The sequence below is a fragment of the Qipengyuania triglochinis genome, from assembly GCF_054655615.1.
The window spans coordinates 262,147-283,426 of sequence record NZ_BAAHND010000003.1 but is presented as its reverse complement, the minus strand read 5'-3'; the positions used below and the strand labels follow the sequence as shown (position 1 = coordinate 283,426).

Below are 21,280 nucleotides of genomic sequence, written 5' to 3'. Positions count from 1 at the left end.
GTGAACGTTCACCTAATTGATAACGTTCATTTGGTCAACGCAGCTGAAACAGGATCGAAACAAACCTCCCGCGCTGTGGCATTTCTGCTTACGCCAGCTCTTAAGAAGTATTCACTTAAGCCATATTAAAGAGCTTGCGGATTGCCCTTACTCGGCTTGGCGGTTAGCTCAGCGTCCAGCATGTTCGATCCGGTATCATTTCGCAGTGCGCTTGGCTCCTTCGCCACTGGCGTAACTATCGTCACTGCCCGAGACAAAGCGGGTGCACCCGTAGGGTTGACGGCCAACAGTTTTAATTCGGTGAGCCTCGACCCGCCGATGGTGCTCTGGAGCCTTGCGCTTCAATCCAGCAGCTTGCCGGTCTTTCGCGACGCGACAAGTTGGGCGGTTCATGTCCTCGCTGCGGATCAGCAGGGCATGTCCGATCGCTTCGCCACCCCCGGAGTAGATAAATTTGCCGGGCTGGACCTTGCCGACGGTCCCGAAGGAGCGCCACTTATCGAGGGCTGTGCAGCGCGCTTCGGCTGCCAAGCGCAGTTCGAATATGAAGGTGGGGATCATGCCATTTTTCTGGGCGAAGTGACCGACTTCGATCGCCGCGAGGCTGAGCCACTTATTTATCATGGAGGACGGTATGGGCGGATTATGCGAACGCCTTCCGGGGCAAATCTCGAGCGGGAAGGGCTGGCTCATGCTGAAGATGGCGATCTCATCCTGACTGAACGCGGCAGCGAACTGCTCGAAGCACTACAGGCACTAGCCAAGCGCTAGACTTGGGCTGCTCTGCCCGATACCGGTTGCGAAGAGCAACTTTGGGAGAGCCGCACCATGAAAACCCGCATCACCGAAATGTTCGGTATCCAGCATCCAATCATTCAAGGCGGCATGCACTATGTTGGTTTCGCGGAAATGGCCGCGGCCGTAAGTAATGCGGGCGGGCTCGGCATCATAACTGGACTGACGCAGGGGGCGCCTGAAAAACTGGCCGATGAAATTGCTCGCTGCAAAGACATGACCGACAAGCCATTCGGTGTGAATTTGACTTTTCTGCCGACGGTCAATGCGCCGGATTATTCGGGGCTCGTGCGCACCATCATCGAGGGTGGGGTGAAGATCGTCGAAACGGCAGGCAATAATCCTGCGCAGGTCTTACCCTTTTTCAAGGATGCCGGGGTCAAGGTGATCCACAAGTGCACCAGTGTCCGGCATAGCCTCAAAGCCCAATCGATCGGATGTGACGCGGTTTCAGTGGATGGGTTCGAGTGCGGCGGACATCCAGGTGAGGACGACATCCCTAATATGATCCTTCTGCCGCGCGCTGCGGATGAATTAGAAATTCCATACGTCGCGAGCGGAGGCATGGCGGACGGCCGGAGCCTGGTCGCGGCACTCGCTATGGGGGCGGACGGGATGAACATGGGAACACGCTTCATTGCCACCAAGGAGGCGCCGGTCCATGCGAATGTGAAGCAGGCGATCGTTGCGGCCAGCGAACTCGATACCCGCTTGGTCATGCGTCCGTTGCGCAATACCGAGCGTGTCATGATGAACGACGCAGTCGAAGAGTTGCTTGAGATCGAGAAGCAAAAAGGCGCGGATCTCAAGTTCGAGGACATTATCGAACAGGTCGCAGGGGTTTATCCGCGCATCATGACCGAGGGGGACATGGATGCGGGCGCCTGGTCGTGCGGTATGGTAGCGGGCCTTATTGATGACATTCCAACCTGCAAGGAGTTGATCGATCGTATCATGGCTCAGGCCGAGGAAATCATCACGAAACGCCTTTCTGCGTTTCAGACTGGCTAGGGACGCGCAGGATGGAATATGTTAATCTCGGACCTAGTGGCCTCAAGGTTTCCCGTCTCTGCCTTGGATGCATGAGCTATGGCGACACGAGTAAAGGATGGCACGGCGACTGGGTGCTAAGCGAGAATGAAAGCCGCCCGTTTATCCGCGAAGCCGTTGAAGCGGGGATCAACTTCTTCGACACTGCGAACATGTACTCCAAAGGCGCTTCCGAAGAAGTCATTGGCCGGCTGTTGCCCGAGTTCGCTCATCGCGACGAGATCGTCGTTGCGACGAAAGCCTATCTGCCGTGGCGCAATACGCCGAATGCCGGCGGCCTTTCTCGAAAAAGCCTGTTTCAGGCCATCGACGATAGCCTAGTACGACTGGACATGGATTACGTCGACGTGTTCCAAATCCATCGCTGGGACGACAGCACCCCGATCGACGAGACGATGGAGGCTTTGCACGAGATCGTAAAGGCGGGAAAGGCTCGCTACATCGGTGCCTCCTCCATGGCCGCATGGCAGTTTGCAAAGGCGCAGGAAATCGCCCGCAGGCGGGGGTGGACTGCCTTCATCTCTATGCAAAACCACGTGAACTTGCTCTATCGCGAAGAGGAGCGCGAGATGATCCCGCTGTGCCAGGATCAAGGAATTAGCCTGATCCCATGGTCGCCGCTCGCTCGTGGACGGCTCGCGCGGGCCTGGGACGAAAGCACCATCCGAAGCGAGACCGATGGGTTTGGGAAAACACTTTACACTCAGAATGTGGAGGCTGATCGCGAAGTGATCGAAGCCGTCGGTGCGATCGCTGCAGAGCGAAACGTTTCCCGCGCGACAGTGGCTTTGGGATGGCACTTCACAAAGGGAATGACTGCGCCGATCATCGGTGCAACGAAGCGTGGGCACATCGCCGCTGCGGTTGAAGCAGTGACACTCAGGCTGACGGAAAAGGAAGTGGAAAGGCTCGAAAAACCCTACCGTCCGAAGATGCCTGTTGGCGTGGTTTCTACCTCGCCCGACTTTGGGAATGTAACGCTCAAATCAACGTGATTGCTTAAGTTACAACTGAGCGTTCGCGGTCACAAACTAGTCACATCAATGCGCCATTCCTGCCACGGAATAGAGGGGCAATTAACGTGTGCGTGGGCGTGATGAATATTCTGATGACCGCTGAAGAAGCAGGAATGTATGACTCCTTCGACAACGGTGAGACACGTTATGTATTCGATCACCTCACCGCTAGCGGGCCACACCGACTTATCGAGGGGCCCGTCTGCGCATTTGTCGATTGGGTTCTGGACGAACTTTCCGGGCTTGAGATGTGTCGCCGGCTGAGAGCCGACCCCCGGACAAGCGATGCGCATATAACAATGGTGCTCGAAAGCTGCGACGCAGAAGACAAGCGCCGTGCATTGGCCGCAGGGGCTGACGACTATGTTGTAGGGCCGGTTGATCGGACAGCGGTTCTCGATCGTGTACTTGCACTCGGTACGGGCCGCGTCGCGCAGGCCAGCGCTCGACCTTTCGTGCTCGGCGATCTCGAAATCGACCTTCCGGCGCTCCAGGCTCGATGGAGACAACAGCCCATTCCTCTTCGCCCGAATGAATTCCGGCTGCTGCGCTTCTTCGCTGAAAACGCAGATCGCGTGTTAGGTCGGACCGAGTTGATCGATGGTCTTGGAAAGCAGGATCCACCCATCGACGAGAGAACCGTCGACGTCTGGATCGGCCGTTTGCGCCGCGCGCTACGTGAAGTCGGCGCGGGAGAGCCTATCCGCACCGTCCGCTCCCTTGGATACGTCTACGATAGTCACTAAAGCCTGCGGCTCGCATCTAATCTTCTTAGCTCTACGCTTCGCCTTCGCGGGTTTCAGCTGAGGTATCACGAGCATCCCTAAATCTAGAGCAGTGACCCATTCCCACATAAAACGGGGCCGCTTATGAAGCGACCCCGTGTTAAGGCTACCCTTGCAGGAGGTTAGAATTTGAGAGAAGCGCCGATGCTGAAGCTCTGACCGACATCGTAGCTGTTTATATCGATGCGGCGCTCGCCATTGGTCTGGAACTCTTCGTGGTCCTGACCTGTAAGATTGCGCGCCTCGAACTTTAGCTCGACCTCGTTGCCGCCCAGGTTGACCCCTTGTCGCGCTACGAAATCAAGAGACAAGCCCGGCTCTTCAATAATATCGGGCAACGGCCCGGCACCACGGCTGCTCACGCGTTCGCTGGCGTATTTTAGAAGCAGCGTAAACTGGCTGAGGCGATCCAGATCATCGAGGCCCAGTTGCAAGTTTACGAGATGATCGGATTGGCCCGTCAATGAAACCCCGTCATCAAAGAAGTTGCTTGCCGGCTGGTCTGCGAATGGGAAGACGCGTGCGATGTCTGCCGCTCCGACTTCGATCTTGGACTGGGTGTAAGTGTAGTTTGCAACAGCAACAAGTTGCTGGCTGTCGAACCACCCACCCAAGTTCGCTAGATCGAAATTGTATTGCATCTCGGCTTCACCGCCATACAGCTCAGCCTTTGGCGCATTGGCAAAGCCACTGATGATGTCATTGTCCGAAAAGCTCGTGAACACTTCGATTGGGTTTTCGATTTCCTTATAGAAACCTGCCACGCTAGCCCGACCGCCACCACCGGTGTAGTATTCAAGCCGAGCTTCGTAATTGGTAAGTCGGCTGTCAACAAGTCGCGGGTTCCCATTGAACTGACGGTTCGTTTCGGGGTCGAAATAGGTCTGGTATACAAGTTCACGGAATTGAGGGCGCGCGATCGTTTTCGAAGCGCTGGCCCGGAACTGCAGATTATCGGTCAGTTCCCACGTCAGCGTACCTCCGGGCAGCCAGTAATCATTTTCGAGAAGCGTACCGCTGGTGGAGTTGATCGGTTGCGCAAAGACTTGGACCGCATCCACCGACTGGACCGCGTCTTCGTAGCGAACGCCGACATCCAGCGAGAGCCGATCAAGTGGCCGCACGTTAATTTTCCCATAGCCAGCATGGATGCGCAGCGCGGCATCAAAAGCTGGGTCGGATTGCGTAGTCTCGAATATGTTGAGTTCGTAGGGGGAGAGGCCCCCCGCAAGCTGTGCTTCACGATCAAAGCCGAAATCGATCAGGGCATCGCCCAGCAGATTATCGGGACGCAACGCGCCAAAAGCATCTGGAAAGGTCGAGGATGCCCGAATGTCGAATTCGCGTCGGGTGGAAAACCGATCGGTATCAGTGTAGGCATAACCGACTGTCGCATTCAGCCAGTCGGTAATTTCATAACCGAGATCGATACCCCCATACCACAAGTCTTCGCTAAGGTCGGAAAAGCTGACGATCGCACCGCCGCGCTGTGGATCGAGCGTGTTAAGGTAGGTATCGCCAAAGGGGTCGTTCGCATTGTTTGTGCGGACGTATTCAAAGGTCCATTCGAATGGCGCTTCGCGTTGCGTCTGCGCGTAGCCGCCTCGTAAATCGACCGAAAGTTTTCCGAATTCCAGCTCTCCGACAAATTGGCTGTTGAGCAGTTGGCGCTCGAACCACGCTGTGTTCTGGATGAATTCATCGTCCCCATCCTGAAAATCCGTCCCTTGTTCGAGCGAGGCTCGCTTCAAGGTGTCCCGAATGAACAGGTTGGTGAACCGAAATTTGTGTTCGCCAACCTCAAGACCGAAGCCCAGCATGCCATTGAAAAGCATGCGGTTATCCGTAGCGAGTTCACGAAAATCAGTGTCGAGTTCCAGCTCTTCGTTCACCGCCGTCTGTTTGGTGATGAAACGATTGCGCCACTTGTTGCTAAGTGAAGCAGTGGCGATGATCCCGAAGCGTCCATCGGAGAAGACATCGAATGCCGTACCTGCAGTCAAACCAGCTGAGAAATTGGCCGGAAGATCGCCGATCTTCTGGACGAGATAGAGGTTGGGATCGTTGATATCGTGCAGGATTGCACGCGTATCGACATCTTCATCGTTTATGCGGGCGCCGCTATCGAAAAAGCCTTGCAACGAGCCGTAATTTTCAACGGTACGCCGTCCCTGATCAAAACCTGTCCAATCGTAATCGCCACCATAATAGGAGTACCCGGGGCTAAAGGTAGTTTCAGTATCTCCGGAAAGAGAGCCGCTTACGGTGAGAAAGCTTTCGGTGGGAATGGCGCGGGTGGTAAGATTGATGACGCCGCCACCGAATTCGCCCGGGAAGTTCGCCGAATAGGTCTTCTGGACCAGGCTCGATGCTACGACGCTAGTCGGGAAAATGTCCAATGGGACAACTCGAGATAGGGGTTGGGGCGAGGGAAGAGGCAGGCCATTCAGCAAGGCGAGCGAATAGCGATCGCCTAAGCCACGAACATAGACGAGCCCGTTACCCTGCTGCGAAAGACCGGTCGTACGACCGAGCGCGCCAGCGATATCGCCTTCGCCGGTACGAGCAATGGTGGCTGTGTCTAGGACGGTGACAACTTGAGGCGATGCGCGGGTAATATCGCGGTTGCGGCGACCAGTTACTACGATCGTCCCACCAGGAATGGAAATATCCGGTGTTGCCTGATCGCGATCTGCGATCTCACCAGGAACACTGTCGTTCGCAGGGTCTACTTCCTGTGCCGGCGCCTCGTCAGGAACTTCCTCCTCCGTCGGAGGCGGACCTTCTGCACCCGTGCTCTGCGCAAGCGCTGCGGCTGGAAAGGTCAGGGCGGTGGAGAGCAGGAGCAGTGCGGAAAGCTGCTTGCCGGATGACATGTGAACGACCCCCTCAGATCAGGTCAAAAGCGTGGGAAATGTTGAAAGTCCGGGGACGCGTATTCGCCGCGTCCCCGGAAACAGTATTTGGGATCAATTGTAGACGGGAAGGCTCGTGCAAGCCGACACGCTGTCATCGAAGGAAATAGTGCTGGAATTGCAGGTCCAGCCATTCACCCAGTCACGATTTTCGTCGTAAACTGCACCGATTTGAGCAGGATTCTCGAAGAAATCGCTCCAGGTGGTCACGTCAAAAACAGGCACGCCGTTTTCGTTGCTGCCGTTGAGGAACAGTGCCTGCAGCGTGTTGGTGAAATTCGAATTGTTGTTCGATCCATCGTCGAAGACGCTCTCGATTTCGGCAGCAGTAGCCCCCGAACTGTCGCGGAAAGGTGTAGAGCAATCCATTACGAAACTATCAAAGGTAACCGGACCTGCTTCATCGATTGATCCATCGGCAGCCCGGAAAAGCTCTTCCTGGCCATCGATACGAAGGCATGCCGTATCCTGGTTCGAAACCAGAACCGAGTTTGCAATCGAATAGTCAGCAAAACCGCGGACCCGGATAGCCTGATCGATTGCGTTCTGGTGAACGAATGTAGCGTTCGAGATGCGGGTCTGCTGGCGCGGAGTGCTGTCATTGAATGCGTTATCGCTATCAGCTTCGATAATCGTGTCACCGGCGCCGGGGCGCTGCACTACCAGTACGTATTGCATGTTCGCCTTAACACCGGTGTCGGTATCCAGCCCGTCGTCTTCTGCGCCAACGACGATGAGGTTTTTCACATTAACGAAACCACCGAAGAATTCGACGCCATCGTCCGAGCTGTTGAAGCTCATGATGTGGTCAAGTTCAGTGCCGGTGCCAGTACCGCCAGTCGTCAGTGATTGGAGTTCGCTATCGCCCGAAAGGACGAAGCCCGAATAACGGATCTGGACATAGGACATGCTGCCGGAGCTATCGTCGGCAGTTGCGCCTCCAAAGATTGCGGGCTGTGCGGCGCCCTCGACCTGGCGCTGACAGTTCACGCTACCCGGCGTTGCGCCTGAAGCGATGCAATCCGTTACAGGGGCACGGCCCGAGAGGACGACGCCGCCCCATTGGCCCGAAGAACTGTCCGTATTGAGACCCTGGACGTTATCGCGGCTGGTGAAGATGATTGGGCGCTCGGCAGTGCCGTTGGCCTCGATGGTGTTGCCACGGTTGACATTGAGGAAGCTCGAGCCCGACGCATAAACGATAACGCCAGGTTCGATGGTCAATTCGACATCGGTATCGCTAACGCCATCACTGTCATCTGCCGCAGGGCCCCCGTCCGTACCGACGTCGACACGGCCATTCATGCGATAAAGGAGGCCTTCGATATAAGGGAGGGTGGAGCTGGCAGTGAAGCGTTCAGGCATGGTGCAGACACGGTACTCGCCAGTTGGACCTGAAATCGTTCCATCGTCCGTAAGACCTACAGGATCGCTAATAGTTGGGCAGCCCGCAGCCGGCGTCACCTTCGGACTGGATGGGGGCGTCGGCGTCGGCGTCGGCGTTCCGCCGCCGTTGCCAGGGTTGATGATTACATCGCCGCCGGTGCCGGGCGAAACGATCTCGTCGGCGCCGCAACCCGCGAGAGCCAGTGCGGAAGTGCCAATGATAAGCGAGCGGTGGAGTGTCTTCACGGGTTCGGTCCCCTCAAAAAACCGGATGAGTCGAAATTCGAAGTGCGAATTCGTTGATCGCGACTCGTCAGCTAGTGATGCCGTGTGACAGTTTGTGTCGCTTCGTGACCGTTATGTTGCAGTTTCCACACCCAAATCGGCCATGCGCCGACATTGCAGAATTATGACACTGTTACAGTTTTGTTGCAGGATGGCTCTGGTATGAGCATGAATGAGCTTCGAAGTTTGGGAGAATGAAAATGTCTATCACAGCTGCAGCAGCGCTCCTCATGATCGCAGAAGGCCCGGTAATGGTAGTCTCCGCGCCAGCAACCGATTACGACATCGGATACAAGGAGCTCGTCGTTGGTGAAAACCATGCGGCCATCAATACAATCGAAGAATGCGATGAAATACCATCCACCGATCCTGCCCGGCAGATAAATCTGGCAGTGGCGTTGGCGCGGGTAGGAGAGTATGGAGCAGCGCGAGAGCGGTTCGAGGCGGCGGCCCGAAATGCAGATCGCTATGAACTCGAAACTGCGACTGGCGATTGGATCGACTCTCGCGTGTTGGCGCGGCGCGGACTTGCCATGCTTGATGTCGGGAAATTCGGTTCGATGGAAACTCTTGCTGTGCGGTAACCGATAAACAGCTTAGCTTTTCGAGCTTACTCCGCCTTGGCCCGCCCTCTATTACGAGGTTGCGGGCCAATTTCTTTTGGGGATGCGATAACATAGTATATTCAGGTTTTTGTCACCCCGTTGTCATGTAGGATGTTCAGTGGGGCCGTACGGAGGGTGTACGAAATGATTCGCGCACACGGGGCGCTGCAGACCTTGGTTGTCTGCTTGGCGCTCACTGCTTTCCCAGCGAAAGCGGATGTCATGGAGATTAATTCGGATGGTTCGCGCTGGATAGCCGGCGGGCAGCCTTTGAATGCCGCTGCATCAACTGCTCACGCAGATTACATGGCGGCGCTTGTAGAGGTCCCTGCCGAAGTTGTCTTTCCAGACAATATTGTCGGCGATCCGACGCGCCATGCAGCCGGCGTGCCGGACATATATCGAGTTAAGGTGGCTGAACTTGCCGCCCGTTTCGATTTGTCTCCATCTTTGATAGAGGCAATGGTTTGGCAGGAAAGCCGCTGGAGGCATGATGCACGTTCTCCTGCAGGGGCCCGGGGGCTCGCTCAACTCATGCCCGGAACTGCACGTGATCTGGGCGTCGATCCGGGTGATCCATTCGCAAATCTTGAGGGCGGTGCACGCTACCTCCGGCAGCAACTCGACCGCTTCGATGGCGATCTCGAGAAAGCGCTTGCCGCTTACAATGCCGGGCCGGGGCGGGTTGAACGCGCTAACGGTATCCCCCGCATTCGCGAAACCCAGCTTTATGTGGCCTCCATCATGGGCCGCCTTGCAGACCACTCACGGGAGTAGAAGTTTGAAATCGTTTTTCGCCAAGCTAGCGGTAATTGCCGCCCTTATTAGTCCATCCACGGCTATGGCCCAGGCCATCCAGCAAGACCCTGCTGGATCCGGGCCAATAGTAAATGCACTTGGCTGGCTGCAGGGCACTTTGCTTGGCAACGTCGCGACTGCTGTGGCGGTGATGGCTGTCGCTGCCGTGGGGTTCATGATGCTCACGGGCAGGCTTAACTGGCGTTTTGGAGCAACGGTTATCATTGGCGTCTTCATCCTGTTCGGCGCAGCTTCGATTGTCGCCGGGATTCAGGGCGTAGCGGCATAGATGACTACGCTGGTCCGCCACCCCGTCCATAGAGCGCTTACGCGGCCGCAGATGTTTGCGGGAGTGACGTTCAATTATTTCATCATCAACGGGGTGGTGACGACCGAGATATTTCTTATCACCGGCAGTTTCTGGGCGCTGTTCGCCGCGCTGGTTATGCACGGGATCGGTTATTTCGCCTGCCTGCGCGAGCCGCGCATTTTCGACCTCTGGATGACCAAGGTTTCGAAGTGCCCGCGGGTCAAGAACTACAAGCGCTGGGGGTGCAATTCTTATGCCGCGTAAGACCAAATGGCTCGGCCCCGCTGCATGGAGCGAAAAGGAAGCCCGGGCGGGCGATCGACTGCCCTATTCGCGCTTGGTCGACGAGCATACGGTATTGATGCGCGACGGCAGCCTGATGACCGCGATCCAGGTTCCAGGCTTGCTGTTCGAAACCGAAGATAGCGAAGCCCTTAATGCCCACGCTGCCACTCGGGAGGTCATGCTTCGCAGCACGCTCGATGCGCGCTTCGTGATGTATCACCACGTTATTCGGCGCCGTGTGGCCGTCGAATTGGATGCCGAGTTCCCAGATCCGATCAGTCGTCACATCGACGCCCGCTGGAAGGAGCGTCTTGGATCAGGGCAGCTGTTCGTCAACGACCAGTTCATAACCTTGATACGCCGTCCGGCTCGCGGCAAGGCCGGTCTCGTCGAGCGTATCTCGAAAAAGACGAAGGGTCGCAAGGAACGCTTAGAAGCCGATCCAAAGGATCTGCGTAGCCTGCGCGCGGCTTCGCAAGGCTTGGTTGCGTCGCTCACCTCGTATGGGGCGAGCGTATTGGGTGATTATGTAGGGCCGCAGGGTAATGTGAATTCCGAGATGCTGGAATTGCTTTCGGCGCTATATAACGGTGAAATGCGGCCAGTTCGCAGGCCGTCCGACGATGTGGATCTCGGCATGCTCCTCCCATATCGCCGCGTGAGCTTCGGCTTGGATGCAATCGAGATGCGCGGTTCGGGATCACCTGATTTCGGTGCGATGTTGGGCCTGAAGGACTATCCTGAAGCGACAAGCCCCGGTCTGCTTGACGGCCTTCTGCGTCTGCCTTTCGAGATGGTAGTTTCGGAAAGCTATGCTCCCGCTGAACGACAGACTGCCCGTGAACGCATGGATCTTGCGATCCGTCGCCTCAAGAGCGCTGACGAAGAAGCGGCTGCCGAGCGTGCCGATATGATGGCGGCACGGGACGCCCTTGGGAATGGCGCTGTCGGTTTCGGTGACCATCACCTTAACGTAATGGTGAAGGAAAGCAGCCTTGCTAGGCTGGATGACGCGACCGCGGCCTGCGCCGCCGCTATCGCCGATACCGGTGCAATCGCGGTTCGCGAGGACACCAATCTCGAGCCGGCGTTCTGGGGGCAATTCCCCGGAAACGAAGGCTATCTTGTTCGTCGCGCGCTGATTTCCTCAGCCAACATGGCGAGCTTCGGTTCACTGCACGGGTTTGCTTTAGGACAAGCGCAGGGAAATCACTGGGGCAAAGCCGTCACCCTTTTGGAAACTACCAGCGCAACCCCATTCTTCTTCAATTTCCATCATGGTGACCTGGGTAACTTCTCGGTCATTGGCCCGTCCGGCTCGGGTAAGACGGTAGTGATGAACTTCCTCGCGGCTCAAGCTCAGAAATTCAGCCCTCGGACGATTTTGTTCGACAAAGATCGCGGAGCGGAGCTTTTTGTCCGCGGCATCGGAGGCCGCTATGACAGCATCCGGGCAGGCGAACCGACCGGCTTCAATCCGATGGCGCTGCCCGACACGGCCAGCAACAAGGCCTTTCTGCGCGACTGGCTTTCGGTCCTATTGAAGGCCCAGGGACCAGAAGAGGAAGCGACCATCGCGGCAGCTGTCGATGCCGCCTATGCCAATGATCCATCGCTCCGCCGCCTCCGACATTTCAAAGAGTTGCTTTCGGGCACTCGCCGGCCGCAGCCAGGCGACCTTGCCGACCGGCTTGGCGCGTGGATCGGAGAGGGCGAGAATGCCTGGTTGTTCGACAATGCAGACGATCAACTGGACCTGACCTCCCGCGTCCTCGGCTTCGACATGACTGCGCTGCTTGAGAACCCGAAGCTGCGCACGCCGACGATGATGTATCTATTCCATCGGATCGAGGAACGTCTCGACGGCAAACCCACGATGATCCTCATTGACGAAGGATGGAAAGCGCTGGACGATGAAATCTTCGCTGCGCGTATCCGCGATTGGTTGAAAACGCTTCGTAAGCGCAATGCCCTGGTTGGTTTCGCAACCCAATCGGCACGCGATGCACTGGAAAGCCGAATTTCCACCGCATTGGTCGAACAGACTGCCACCATGGTTTTCATGCCTAACAGTCGCGCAAGGCCGGAAGATTATTGTGACGGGTTCGGTCTGACCAGCCACGAACTGGCGCTGATCCGAACACTACCTGCGCATAGTCGATGCTTTCTCGTGCGCCAGCCCGATGCGAGTGTGGTGGTGCGGCTCGACCTCTCCGGCGCGCCTGAAGTTCTCACACTGCTGTCCGGGCGCGAAAGTTCGGTTCGCCGTCTCGATTTGCTGCGCCATGCTATGGGGGACGCGCCTGCGGATTGGTATCCGGCGCTTACAGGTACAGCCTGGCCGGGCGGTCGCGACGATGCGCGCGGTGAGGAAATTCAAGTCGGGCTGGCCGCAGAATGACCAGCCAGGCCTGTCAGCAAGCAGCCCAAGAGGTTGGCAATGGTGTCGCAGCCGCCCTGCGCGGTGTGGACTGCGTTGCGGGTGAAGCAAGCGCGCAGGCCTTCGGCAAGCTTTTCGCGCCGGGCGGCGCGCTGGGCACTACGCTGACGATTGTCCTTACGCTCTACATCGCCATCTTCGGTTTTCTGCTTCTAACGGGGCGTACCAACATCGGGGTCCGCGCATTGGTCCCCAGAATGATGACCTTGGGACTGGTCCTGACGTTCGCAACCAGCTGGGTCGCTTACCAGAGCGTGGTCTGGAACCTGGCTATCGGCACCCCCGATTATCTGGCTGGTATCCTTACCGGCACGCAGGGCTCAGCCACCGATGTGTTCGCCCAGAAAATCGATGTGGTGTTCCTGGCAATCCAAGAAGCCAGCGGTAGTCAAAGCGATTTCTCCGCCTTTTCACCCCAAGGGATGATGTGGTTGGGTGCCATGCTGTTCATGCTCGGCACTGTAGGTCTTCTGGTTACCACGAAAATTGCGCTTGGTATCTTGGTCGCGCTCGGGCCAGTGTTCGTTGTTTTGGCGCTTTTCAACGGCACCCGCGGCCTTTTCACCGGCTGGCTTAAAGGGGTGGTGATGTGCGGGCTAGCTCCACTCTTCGCCGTCTTGGGCGGTTCCATAATGCTGGAGCTTTCAGTTCCTGTTCTTGGAGCTCTGACAGCAAATCCGGGCACAGTTCCTGCCCAGGCGGGTATGGCATTTTTCATGATCGGGGCAGTTCATGTCGCGCTGATGTTTATGGTGTTCAAGGTTGCGGGCGCAATGGTTTCGGGCTGGAGCGTGTTCGGACTCGTCCCATCCGCGGAAAAAGGCGATGCGTCGTTTTCCGCTTCGCCCACACACCCGATCGCGGCTTATCAACCTCTCGCTCAGGCGCAGGCTGCGACACGCGCAAGCGATCAGGCACGCCGCATCGATGTGTCGGCCGTTGCAACTGGAGCGGCTGCCAACGACAGCGGCGGTATTTCTTCGTCGCGCACGACTAGGGTTTACGCCACAGCGTCAGCAAGTGCTAAAGACACTGCAAGCAGCAATGGCCCAAGCCGAACCTCTGGGATCGGGAGCCGTTTCAAGGCCGCCCCTCCAAGCAATCTTGGTTCTACGGAGAAAAGCTCATGAAAAGCGTAGCGTTTGCCGCGCTGTCTCTCTCGCTGGTCGCGACGCCGGCACTGGCCGACTCTCGACTGAAGCAGGTCATGTACGATGAAATGGAAGTTTTTACGCTTCCTGGCCGGGTGAACGTGCAAGCGAGCATCGTTTTCGGTGATGATGAGACAATCGAGAACGTTGCGATCGGCAACTCGCAAACTTGGCAGGTAACACCCAACAAGCGCGCTAACATTCTCTTTGTAAAACCATTGGAAGCGCGGGCTGCCACCAATCTGACGGTGGTCACCAGCAAGCGGACCTATTTGTTCGATCTGGTTGCCAGCCCGAATGCAAAGCCGGTTTATGTCCTGCGGTTCGATTATCCTGTCGACCCTGCTGAAGAAGCTCGGAAGGCTGAGCTTGCTGAAGCAGCCGAGCCGGAGACTCCGGCTGATCCCTTTTCATCCGTGGATCCTGCTGATCTCAATTTTGCTTGGAACGGCGATGGAGCTCCCGGTCTTTTGCCAGAACGGGCCTTCGATGATGGCGAAGCTACCTTCCTGACGTGGCCTGCCGGACGCGACGTGCCTGCCATTCTCGTCACAAATTCAAAGGGTGACGAAGGTCCCGTCAATTATACCGTACGCGGTGACACCATTGTTATCGACGGTGTTCCGCGTACCATCGTACTTCGGTCCGGAGAGGAGAGTGCCATGCTGGTCAATGCCGGACCGGAACGCGCCTCCGCGTCGCAGAACACCGGCAGCAATTTTGCTCAGAGGGGTAACTGACAATGCGCTTAGCCAACCGCATCCCGCAATCGACCACTGTCGCAAACGATACCGATCCGCGTGACGGCAGCGATGCAGAGATCATCGACCTAGCCCAGCGTAATGCATTTCCCGCCGTTGCACGGCCAGGCGGAAAGAGCGATGCCATGGGCATGGTGGCTGGCATTGCCATAGTTGCTGGTCTTGGGGCGATTACGCTGTGGAGTATGAATTCAGCTCGCCTGCCTGATCAGGAGGGCGTCGGCGGACAGCAGCAAACGTTAGCACCTCCACCAGTGCAAGCCGTCGCAACTCCTCCGGTAAAGGTCGACCCTCCGACGGCAGCTCAGCAAACAGCCATGCGAGATCCGGCGCCTTCACCCGTTTATGCCGCACCGCCTCAGCCGCAGACCCAGCCGATGGGTAATCCCTATAACAGCCCGACCGTGGTCTTCGATGCGGGAGCTAACAACGCAGCGGTTGGATCTATGCAGTCTGTCGAAGCAGCGGAAGGTGCCGCAGCCGCAGCTCCTGCCGGCTCGGCAAGTGATTTTGCGAGCCGGGTTGGCGGTGTGGGCGGCGCTCCGGCGCAGGCAAAAGCCATGACCAATCCTTCCACCACGGTGACACAGGGCACACTTATTCCTGCAATTCTTGAGACGGCCATCGATACCAACGTACCAGGGTATGTTCGTGCCGTGGTGAGCCAAGATGTCCGGAGCTTCGATGGCACGAAGACGCTAGTGCCGCGCTCGAGCCGTCTGATCGGTCAGTACCAGTCGGGTATGCAGAACGGCCAGAAGCGCGCGTATGTCATCTGGACGCGGTTGATCCGTCCAGATGGCGCATCGGTCAATCTCGCCTCACCAGCCATCGGGTTCGACGGCACTACCGGTCTCGAAGGAAAGGTTACCGGAGGCGGTTTCTTCAAGCGCTTCGGTTCGGCAATGTTGCTGTCTGTTGTTGGCGGTCTCGGTTCGCTGGCGACGGGGGGGGCAGGCGGAGTTGTCCTCGGCGGCGCAAGCTCTTCGGCTGCCGCTTCGGCGGCCGAACAGGACGGAAAACGCGGCCCAACTGTTCGTGTCCGTCAAGGTGAACCGATTCGCATCTTCACCGCTCGTGATCTCGATTTTAGCAGGGTGAGTTGATCTCGGAATGAGCGCCGATATCCATCCTTTCCATCCGGATGATTTCCCGGACGAAGATGCGCCGAATGTAGACCTGCATGGTGAGCGCAGTGTCTATCTGGATGCGTATCTCAAACCGTTTGCCGAATGGCTGGAGCGGGACACGGTCACCGAAATACTGGTGAATCGACCTGGCGAGGTCTGGATCGAAGATGCAGCGGCGGGGGGCATGCAGAAAGTCCCTCGGCCCGATATCGATGATCGTCTCATCCAGAGGTTGGCCGAGCAAGTTGCCCGCGTGAGCCATCAAGGGATCAATCGCGAACACCCACTGCTGGGCGCAACGCTGCCAGATGGGGCGCGTGTCCAATTTTGTGGCCCTCCAGCCGCCCGTAAGCACTGGGCAATGGCAATTCGCCGTCATCGCCAGCTCGATTTGCCTCTCGATGCCTATGATACCGGGCCGCTCAGCCCCCCAAGCCTCGGCGAAATGCCCGATCCCCAAGCTCATCCGGTAGTATTCCTGCGGGAGGCCATCAGGCAGCGGCGCACCATTCTTGTCTCGGGCGGAACGAGCACCGGCAAAACAACTTTCCTTAACGCCATGCTCGGAGAGATACCCAAGCGTGAACGTGTGGTGCTGGTCGAAGACACCCCAGAACTGAAGCTGCCCGGCGAGAACGGTGTGGGTCTCGTGGCCGTCAAGGGAGAGCTCGGCGAGGCCAAGGTCACGGCCAACGAACTGCTTCAGGCTGCCCTGCGCCTTAGGCCCGACCGGATCGTGCTCGGCGAATTGCGCGGAGCAGAAAGCGTAAGCTTTTTGCGAGCAATCAATACAGGGCACCCTGGCAGCTTCTCGACTATCCATGCCAATTCTCTGCGCGGCGCGCTCGAACAGCTGTCTCTCATGGTCATGCAGACCGGAATCGGCCTCACACGTTCGGATACAATCGCTTATGCAGCGAGTGTGATTGATGTTGTGGTGCAGTTAAGCCGGGATGCGAATGGCAAGCGGGGTATCGCGCATATTGCCGAAAGCGCCGAACTCCTGAACCAAGGTTTCTGAGCCCTCAATCTGCGGTCATTGCGACGCGAAGGGAGAGAAATTGACGTTGTCGTCGAAAATCTCGACCTGCTCAGCTCGCTTAAGTTTACCCACTACCAAATAAGTCACAGGTGTGAGAAGCGCTTCCCATAACGTTTTGATGAGCCATTGCGATAGGATGACCTGCCACAAAAGTTCCACAGGCCAGCCTGCCAGCCCCCAAAAAGCTAGCGGATAAAAAATCAGGCTGTCCAAACCTTGTCCGACGACGGTCGATCCGATTGTCCGCATCCATAGATGCTTCCCTGAAGTCCATATTTTCATTTTGGCGAGCACGAAACTGTTGGCAAATTCGCCAACCCAGAACGCGACCATCGACGCTAGGACTATGCGCCAGCTGTTTCCAAACACGAATTCATAGGCATCCTGCCCCGGCCAGCCTTCCGACGGGGGAAGCAGGACAACGATCCAAGCCATGAATGCCATGAACAGAAGGGCAGCAAATCCAGTCCAGATGACGCGTCGGGCGCGGGCATAGCCGTAAACCTCGGTGAGCACGTCGCCAATGATATAGCTGATCGGAAAGAACAGCACGCCGGCCCCGAAAGACCAATGGCCGAAGCCGGGTACATCGATGTAGCTTGGCTTGGACGCGCCGATTAAGTTGGAAAGCAGGAGAATGGTGACGAAGGCCGCCATGACCAAATCATAGAAACGGAAAGACGTCCGTCCCTGGCGGGGCATGATCACTCGATTTTCCATACCTAAGCGAATATCGCCGATTGGCGCATGGCGAAAGCCACGTTATGGCGATCGAACAGCGCGCCCGTAGCTCATCTGGATAGAGCGCGAGACTTCTAATCTTGAGGCAGCAGGTTCGAGTCCTGCCGGGCGCGCCATTTCCGTTCAATGATGTGAAAATGCACGCGGTCGTGAATTTTTTTTCTCATCTAACATTAGTGGCAACGTCGGACTGAACGCAGTCCGACGCGACTTTACCAAGCCTACAATCGAGTAAGCTTACACCCCGTTAAGCCTCGATTACTAGTTAGAGCGACCTTCAGACAATAGGCTTTGCAGAAGCTCTCGCTCAGCTTGATCCGGGTCCACCGACACTTCCGGGTCAGTGTCGAAAATCATCGTTGCACGGTTGCCCATGGTATATTGCGGCCATTGTGGCAGAGCAGGTGTGTTGGGATTACCTGTCTTGGCAAAGGCAATCCACGCATCCGACATGAGATCGGCCATACGTTGCTGGTCTGGTCCGGTGCCGGTGTACGAAACCGAACGCGCTACATTATCGAACACGAATGCGATATCCAGGGCGTGCGGGGACTTGAGCCTGCCGCCTTCCACCGGTGTCTCCCAGTCGAGCCGGTACATGTAGACCGGTGCCTGGTTCTGGGCGCTTTTGCGTTCGGCTTGCCGCAGGGCCGTGCCGCGATAGTTCTGGAACGTGGCCGTCTGGAAGAATATCTCGCTCGCATCGGCATCCGGATAGGCCGCCCGCATTCCCGTAATGATCTGATCCACGTCGGCGTCGCCCACCACGCCTTCGATCTTCGCAGGCAGGTCCTCCCACGTCAGCGAGAAATTGCCGGGATCGGCGAGGCCTGCCTGCAGGCGCATTTCGGTACGGTTTGTCCCCACCAGCAGCGGGATGTCGGCAGAGACAGGCGTCGCGTCGGGCGAAAAAGGCTGCCGCGTCAGCGAACTGCCGTCGACGACCGGACGGAAATAGGCTGCCCGCGTACGCGATTTCATCAGCACCTTGACGTATTCTTCCATCGGGAGCTCGGCGAGACCTTCCACGTCCCCCGGTTCGAGCCCGGCCGTTTCGAAGATATTCTTCGTCAAAGCCGTCGCCAGCCGCGGCTCGAAGCCGGCCAGGGACATCGAGCCGGACTGCGCGATGGCGCGGTCGAACAGGCCGTCCGCAGCTTCCATGGCCATGAGGGTGGATACCTTCGCGGCCCCACCCGACTCGCCGAAGATCGTCACATTGTCGGGATCGCCGCCGATCGCCGCCGCATTGTCGCGCACCCACTCGAGCGCCTTGATCGCATCGAGACTGCCGAGATTGCCCGCATGGGCATATTTCGGGTCGTCGGAGACGCCTTGGAGATAGAGATAGCCGAACCCGTTGAGACGATGGTTGATGGTCACCACAACCACGTCGCCGCGTTGCGCCAGTCGCGTACCGTCATAGCCGTGGCTCGAGCCCGATCCGGTGACGTAACCGCCACCATGCAGCCAGACCATTATCGGACGCTTCTTCCCGTCATTGGTGCCGCGGGTCCAGACATTGAGGAACAGGCAGTCCTCGCTCTGCGGCAGGTCATTCGCCCATGACGCAAAAACCGGGACGTCACCGCTTGGCCGCTGCGGACAGTCAGGACCGAATTCTGTTGCGTCATAGGCCGCGCGCCACGGTTCGGGATCGGCGGCTTCCTGAAAACGCATCCCCTCGGTCGAAGCGCCGTAACGCACGCCGCGGAAAATTTTCACATCGCCTGCTTCGCTGGTAGTACCGCGCACGGGACCAAGGCTGGTCGAAAGGACCGGGCTGCTGCTGCCGACATTTTGTGCCGAGCTGGCATCGACTGCGCTCGTAGTCGAGCATCCGGCAAGTGACATGCCTACCGCTGCCGAAATTACATACCCAAAATTCCAGATCTTGCCGGCCTTCGTCGCCATCTCGATATCCTCTTCCCAGTGAAATCGGGCGTTTTCGCCCTGAATGTCTGCGCCTTTGTCTGGCGAACCATACCCTAAGCGAGAATTTACCGACAGTCACGATTGTTTTATTTTGCCGCGCGGGTTACGCTGCCTGCGGATTTGGCAAAAGCCTTACCAATTTTGGGAGAGTATCGAATGGCAACGTTGTTTTCGCCGAGTCGGCGGGGCTTCTTGGGCACGGCAATGGCAGGAGGTTTTTTCGCCATGACGAGCCCGTTGTCGGCCGCCGAGATTTTTCCGGTAGTCGAAACGACCAATGGACGCCTACGCGGGATGATGGCGGGCGGTATCGCCAAGTTCCTGGGGGTCCGCTACGGCGCGCCCACATCGGGGGCGAACCGTTTCATGCCGCCCCAGCCAGTCGAGAAATGGGCCGGGATCCGCAGCGCCCTGCAATATTCCGACAGCGCGCCGCAGGTGCCGGGCGACCGGCGTCACGACTATGCCGATCTCATCATGTTCGAGAACCAGCCTGCTGGCCCGGGCGAGGACAATCTTGCGCTTAATTTGTGGTCCCCCACGCTTTCCAGCACTGCCAAGAAGCCGGTGATCGTCGTGTTGCACGGCGGCGGCTTCTATGGCGGGTCGGGCAACGGGATCGGCATGGACGGGGAAGCGATGGCTCGCTTTTCGGACAGCGTGGTGATCTCGGTCACCCATCGCCTCGGGGCGCTGGGCTTTCTTCATCTCGCCGAATCCGGGGGCGATCGGTTCGCCTCATCAGGCACCGTCGGAATGCAGGATATTGTTGCAGCGCTGGAATGGGTGCGCGACAATGTCGAAGCTTTTGGCGGTGATCCTTCACGCGTGCTCGTCTACGGCCAATCTGGTGGCGGCGCGAAAACCAGCACGCTGATGGCGATGCCGAGTGGCAGGGGCCTGTTCCACCGCGCCGGAGTGATGAGCGGTTCCGCCCTGCGCATGATGCCCGAGGAAATGGCCAATGCGAATACCGCGCGGCTCCTCAAGGCGCTCGACATCGCGCCCGGCGATATTGATGCGCTGCAAGCGGTGCCGTGGACGACACTGCTCGCAACACAGGCCAAGCTCGAAGCCGCCGCGCGCGCCAAGGGAGAGGCGCCCACATCCTTCGCGCCGGTCGTCGATGGCAATGTCCTGCCGCGCCATCCCTTCGCTCCCGATGCACCCGATGTGAGCCGCGATGTCCCGCTGATCGTCTCGACCGCCTTGGACGAGCGCTCCTACCGGATGGGCAATTTCGACATGACCGAAGCCGAATTGCTGGAGTTTGCACGTGGACGCGCGGGCGACAGGGCCAAAGAGGTGGTCGACCTCTATCGCGACGAGAGTCCAGAGGAAAAGCCCTTCCTTCTCGCAGCCCGGATGGATAGTGATATCTGGTTCCGGAAGGGTGCTTTCGCGCAGGCCGAACTGAAGGCCAAGCAGGGCGGTGCGCCGGTTTGGTCCTACCTGTGGACCTGGCCCAGCCCCGCCTATGGCGGACGCTATGGCGCGGTGCACGGCATCGATGTCGCCCCCAGTCTCCACAGCGTGCGTGGTGGGCTCAATGGGCCGAGCGCCGACAGCCTTGCCATGGCCGACCGAATAGCCGGCAGCTGGGCCGCCTTCGCGGCGAGCGGCGATCCCAATAACAAATACCTGCCGGACTGGCCTGCCTACGACAGCAAAACCCGGGCGACGATAATCATGTCGCAGGACCCGCATGTCGAGAACGACCCACGTTCGCAATTCCGTGACATCTGGGCCGGAATCGACGTGTCGCGTGGCGACGAGAGCTGAGTTCGCTCACGACCCAAAGATAAAATTGAAGAGGGCAAAAGCCCCAAACCGCAAAAAGCGGATATTAG

Annotated in this window: 18 protein-coding genes and 1 tRNA gene; 15 read left to right on the top strand and 4 right to left on the bottom strand. The window is 57.9% G+C overall.

The features are described 5' to 3' along the window. Window positions 1-180 precede the first annotated feature (180 nt). The 4 genes from ACYQ0G_RS13040 (at window position 181) to ACYQ0G_RS13025 (ending at window position 3,607) form a co-directional block, all read left to right on the top strand. Complete coding sequence (locus tag ACYQ0G_RS13040) at window positions 181-771, top strand: flavin reductase family protein (protein ID WP_460103316.1); 591 nt, start codon at window positions 181-183, stop codon at window positions 769-771. Window positions 772-828: 57 nt separating this feature from the next. Next, entirely contained in the window at window positions 829-1,806 is a 978-nt protein-coding gene (locus tag ACYQ0G_RS13035) for an NAD(P)H-dependent flavin oxidoreductase (RefSeq protein ID WP_460103314.1), read from the top strand. An 11-nt stretch (window positions 1,807-1,817) separates the two neighbouring features. Beyond that, on the top strand, window positions 1,818-2,840 hold the full coding sequence (locus ACYQ0G_RS13030; protein WP_460103312.1) for an aldo/keto reductase: 1,023 nt from the start codon (window positions 1,818-1,820) through the stop codon (window positions 2,838-2,840). Window positions 2,841-2,953: 113 nt separating this feature from the next. Then, window positions 2,954-3,607 carry a response regulator transcription factor gene (locus ACYQ0G_RS13025; protein ID WP_460103310.1) on the top strand — a complete coding sequence of 218 codons (654 nt, stop codon included), beginning with the start codon at window positions 2,954-2,956 and terminating at the stop codon, window positions 3,605-3,607. A 161-nt stretch (window positions 3,608-3,768) separates the two neighbouring features. Here the strand turns inward: ACYQ0G_RS13025 and ACYQ0G_RS13020 are convergent, their stop codons facing one another. Then, window positions 3,769-6,522 (bottom strand): TonB-dependent receptor domain-containing protein, encoded by a 2,754-nt coding sequence (locus tag ACYQ0G_RS13020; RefSeq protein WP_460103308.1) that lies wholly within the window; start codon window positions 6,520-6,522, stop codon window positions 3,769-3,771. 93 nt (window positions 6,523-6,615) lie between these two features. Further along, entirely contained in the window at window positions 6,616-8,193 is a 1,578-nt protein-coding gene (locus tag ACYQ0G_RS13015; protein ID WP_460103306.1) for a hypothetical protein, read from the bottom strand. A gap of 239 nt (window positions 8,194-8,432) precedes the next feature. Between ACYQ0G_RS13015 and ACYQ0G_RS13010 the strand changes: the two genes are divergently transcribed. The 9 genes from ACYQ0G_RS13010 (at window position 8,433) to virB11 (ending at window position 16,733) form a co-directional block, all read left to right on the top strand. Beyond that, on the top strand, window positions 8,433-8,816 hold the full coding sequence (locus ACYQ0G_RS13010; protein WP_460103305.1) for a hypothetical protein: 384 nt from the start codon (window positions 8,433-8,435) through the stop codon (window positions 8,814-8,816). A 243-nt stretch (window positions 8,817-9,059) separates the two neighbouring features. Next, entirely contained in the window at window positions 9,060-9,614 is a 555-nt protein-coding gene (locus ACYQ0G_RS13005; RefSeq protein ID WP_460103304.1) for a lytic transglycosylase domain-containing protein, read from the top strand. Between the two features lie 4 nt (window positions 9,615-9,618). Further along, entirely contained in the window at window positions 9,619-9,924 is a 306-nt protein-coding gene (locus ACYQ0G_RS13000; RefSeq protein WP_460103302.1) for a TrbC/VirB2 family protein, read from the top strand. Continuing rightward, window positions 9,925-10,209, top strand: coding sequence for a VirB3 family type IV secretion system protein (locus ACYQ0G_RS12995; protein ID WP_460103300.1), 285 nt, complete (start codon window positions 9,925-9,927; stop codon window positions 10,207-10,209). Then, the gene (locus ACYQ0G_RS12990) at window positions 10,199-12,631 is read left to right on the top strand and encodes a VirB4 family type IV secretion/conjugal transfer ATPase (protein WP_460103298.1); all 2,433 of its coding nucleotides are present in this window, start codon (window positions 10,199-10,201) and stop codon (window positions 12,629-12,631) included. The genes ACYQ0G_RS12995 and ACYQ0G_RS12990 overlap by 11 nt, the downstream gene beginning before the upstream one ends. Further along, on the top strand, window positions 12,628-13,800 hold the full coding sequence (locus ACYQ0G_RS12985; protein ID WP_460103296.1) for a TrbL/VirB6 family protein: 1,173 nt from the start codon (window positions 12,628-12,630) through the stop codon (window positions 13,798-13,800). Before ACYQ0G_RS12990 ends, ACYQ0G_RS12985 begins: the two co-directional genes overlap by 4 nt. Further along, complete coding sequence (locus ACYQ0G_RS12980; RefSeq protein WP_460103295.1) at window positions 13,797-14,561, top strand: TrbG/VirB9 family P-type conjugative transfer protein; 765 nt, start codon at window positions 13,797-13,799, stop codon at window positions 14,559-14,561. The genes ACYQ0G_RS12985 and ACYQ0G_RS12980 overlap by 4 nt, the downstream gene beginning before the upstream one ends. Before the next feature lie 2 nt (window positions 14,562-14,563). Then, a complete protein-coding gene (locus ACYQ0G_RS12975) occupies window positions 14,564-15,688 on the top strand; it encodes a TrbI/VirB10 family protein (RefSeq protein ID WP_460103293.1) in 1,125 nt (374 codons plus the stop codon). Window positions 15,689-15,695: 7 nt separating this feature from the next. Next, a complete protein-coding gene (gene virB11, locus ACYQ0G_RS12970; RefSeq protein WP_460103291.1) occupies window positions 15,696-16,733 on the top strand; it encodes a P-type DNA transfer ATPase VirB11 in 1,038 nt (345 codons plus the stop codon). Between the two features lie 15 nt (window positions 16,734-16,748). Here virB11 and ACYQ0G_RS12965 read toward each other — a convergent pair whose 3' ends face one another. Next, window positions 16,749-17,456: a queuosine precursor transporter gene (locus tag ACYQ0G_RS12965; RefSeq protein ID WP_460103383.1), complete on the bottom strand. Its 708-nt coding sequence runs from the start codon at window positions 17,454-17,456 to the stop codon at window positions 16,749-16,751. Window positions 17,457-17,534: 78 nt separating this feature from the next. On the opposite strand from ACYQ0G_RS12965, the gene ACYQ0G_RS12960 reads away from it, so the two are divergent. After that, window positions 17,535-17,611 (top strand) — tRNA-Arg (locus ACYQ0G_RS12960). Between the two features lie 145 nt (window positions 17,612-17,756). On the opposite strand, the gene ACYQ0G_RS12955 is transcribed toward ACYQ0G_RS12960, so the two are convergent. Further along, complete coding sequence (locus ACYQ0G_RS12955; RefSeq protein WP_460103289.1) at window positions 17,757-19,409, bottom strand: carboxylesterase/lipase family protein; 1,653 nt, start codon at window positions 19,407-19,409, stop codon at window positions 17,757-17,759. A gap of 225 nt (window positions 19,410-19,634) precedes the next feature. On the opposite strand from ACYQ0G_RS12955, the gene ACYQ0G_RS12950 reads away from it, so the two are divergent. Next, window positions 19,635-21,212: a carboxylesterase/lipase family protein gene (locus ACYQ0G_RS12950; RefSeq protein WP_460103286.1), complete on the top strand. Its 1,578-nt coding sequence runs from the start codon at window positions 19,635-19,637 to the stop codon at window positions 21,210-21,212. Window positions 21,213-21,280 lie beyond the last annotated feature (68 nt).

Coding starts and splice junctions, on each gene's coding strand:
- ACYQ0G_RS13040 (WP_460103316.1), top strand. CDS start 181: ATGTTCGATCCGGTATCATTTCGCAGTGCGCTTGGCTCCTTCGCCACT.
- ACYQ0G_RS13035 (WP_460103314.1), top strand. CDS start 829: ATGAAAACCCGCATCACCGAAATGTTCGGTATCCAGCATCCAATCATT.
- ACYQ0G_RS13030 (WP_460103312.1), top strand. CDS start 1,818: ATGGAATATGTTAATCTCGGACCTAGTGGCCTCAAGGTTTCCCGTCTC.
- ACYQ0G_RS13025 (WP_460103310.1), top strand. CDS start 2,954: ATGACCGCTGAAGAAGCAGGAATGTATGACTCCTTCGACAACGGTGAG.
- ACYQ0G_RS13020 (WP_460103308.1), bottom strand. CDS start 6,522: ATGTCATCCGGCAAGCAGCTTTCCGCACTGCTCCTGCTCTCCACCGCC.
- ACYQ0G_RS13010 (WP_460103305.1), top strand. CDS start 8,433: ATGTCTATCACAGCTGCAGCAGCGCTCCTCATGATCGCAGAAGGCCCG.
- ACYQ0G_RS13005 (WP_460103304.1), top strand. CDS start 9,060: ATGGAGATTAATTCGGATGGTTCGCGCTGGATAGCCGGCGGGCAGCCT.
- ACYQ0G_RS12995 (WP_460103300.1), top strand. CDS start 9,925: ATGACTACGCTGGTCCGCCACCCCGTCCATAGAGCGCTTACGCGGCCG.
- ACYQ0G_RS12990 (WP_460103298.1), top strand. CDS start 10,199: ATGCCGCGTAAGACCAAATGGCTCGGCCCCGCTGCATGGAGCGAAAAG.
- ACYQ0G_RS12985 (WP_460103296.1), top strand. CDS start 12,628: ATGACCAGCCAGGCCTGTCAGCAAGCAGCCCAAGAGGTTGGCAATGGT.
- ACYQ0G_RS12980 (WP_460103295.1), top strand. CDS start 13,797: ATGAAAAGCGTAGCGTTTGCCGCGCTGTCTCTCTCGCTGGTCGCGACG.
- ACYQ0G_RS12975 (WP_460103293.1), top strand. CDS start 14,564: ATGCGCTTAGCCAACCGCATCCCGCAATCGACCACTGTCGCAAACGAT.
- virB11 (WP_460103291.1), top strand. CDS start 15,696: ATGAGCGCCGATATCCATCCTTTCCATCCGGATGATTTCCCGGACGAA.
- ACYQ0G_RS12965 (WP_460103383.1), bottom strand. CDS start 17,456: ATGCCCCGCCAGGGACGGACGTCTTTCCGTTTCTATGATTTGGTCATG.
- ACYQ0G_RS12955 (WP_460103289.1), bottom strand. CDS start 19,409: ATGGCGACGAAGGCCGGCAAGATCTGGAATTTTGGGTATGTAATTTCG.
- ACYQ0G_RS12950 (WP_460103286.1), top strand. CDS start 19,635: ATGGCAGGAGGTTTTTTCGCCATGACGAGCCCGTTGTCGGCCGCCGAG.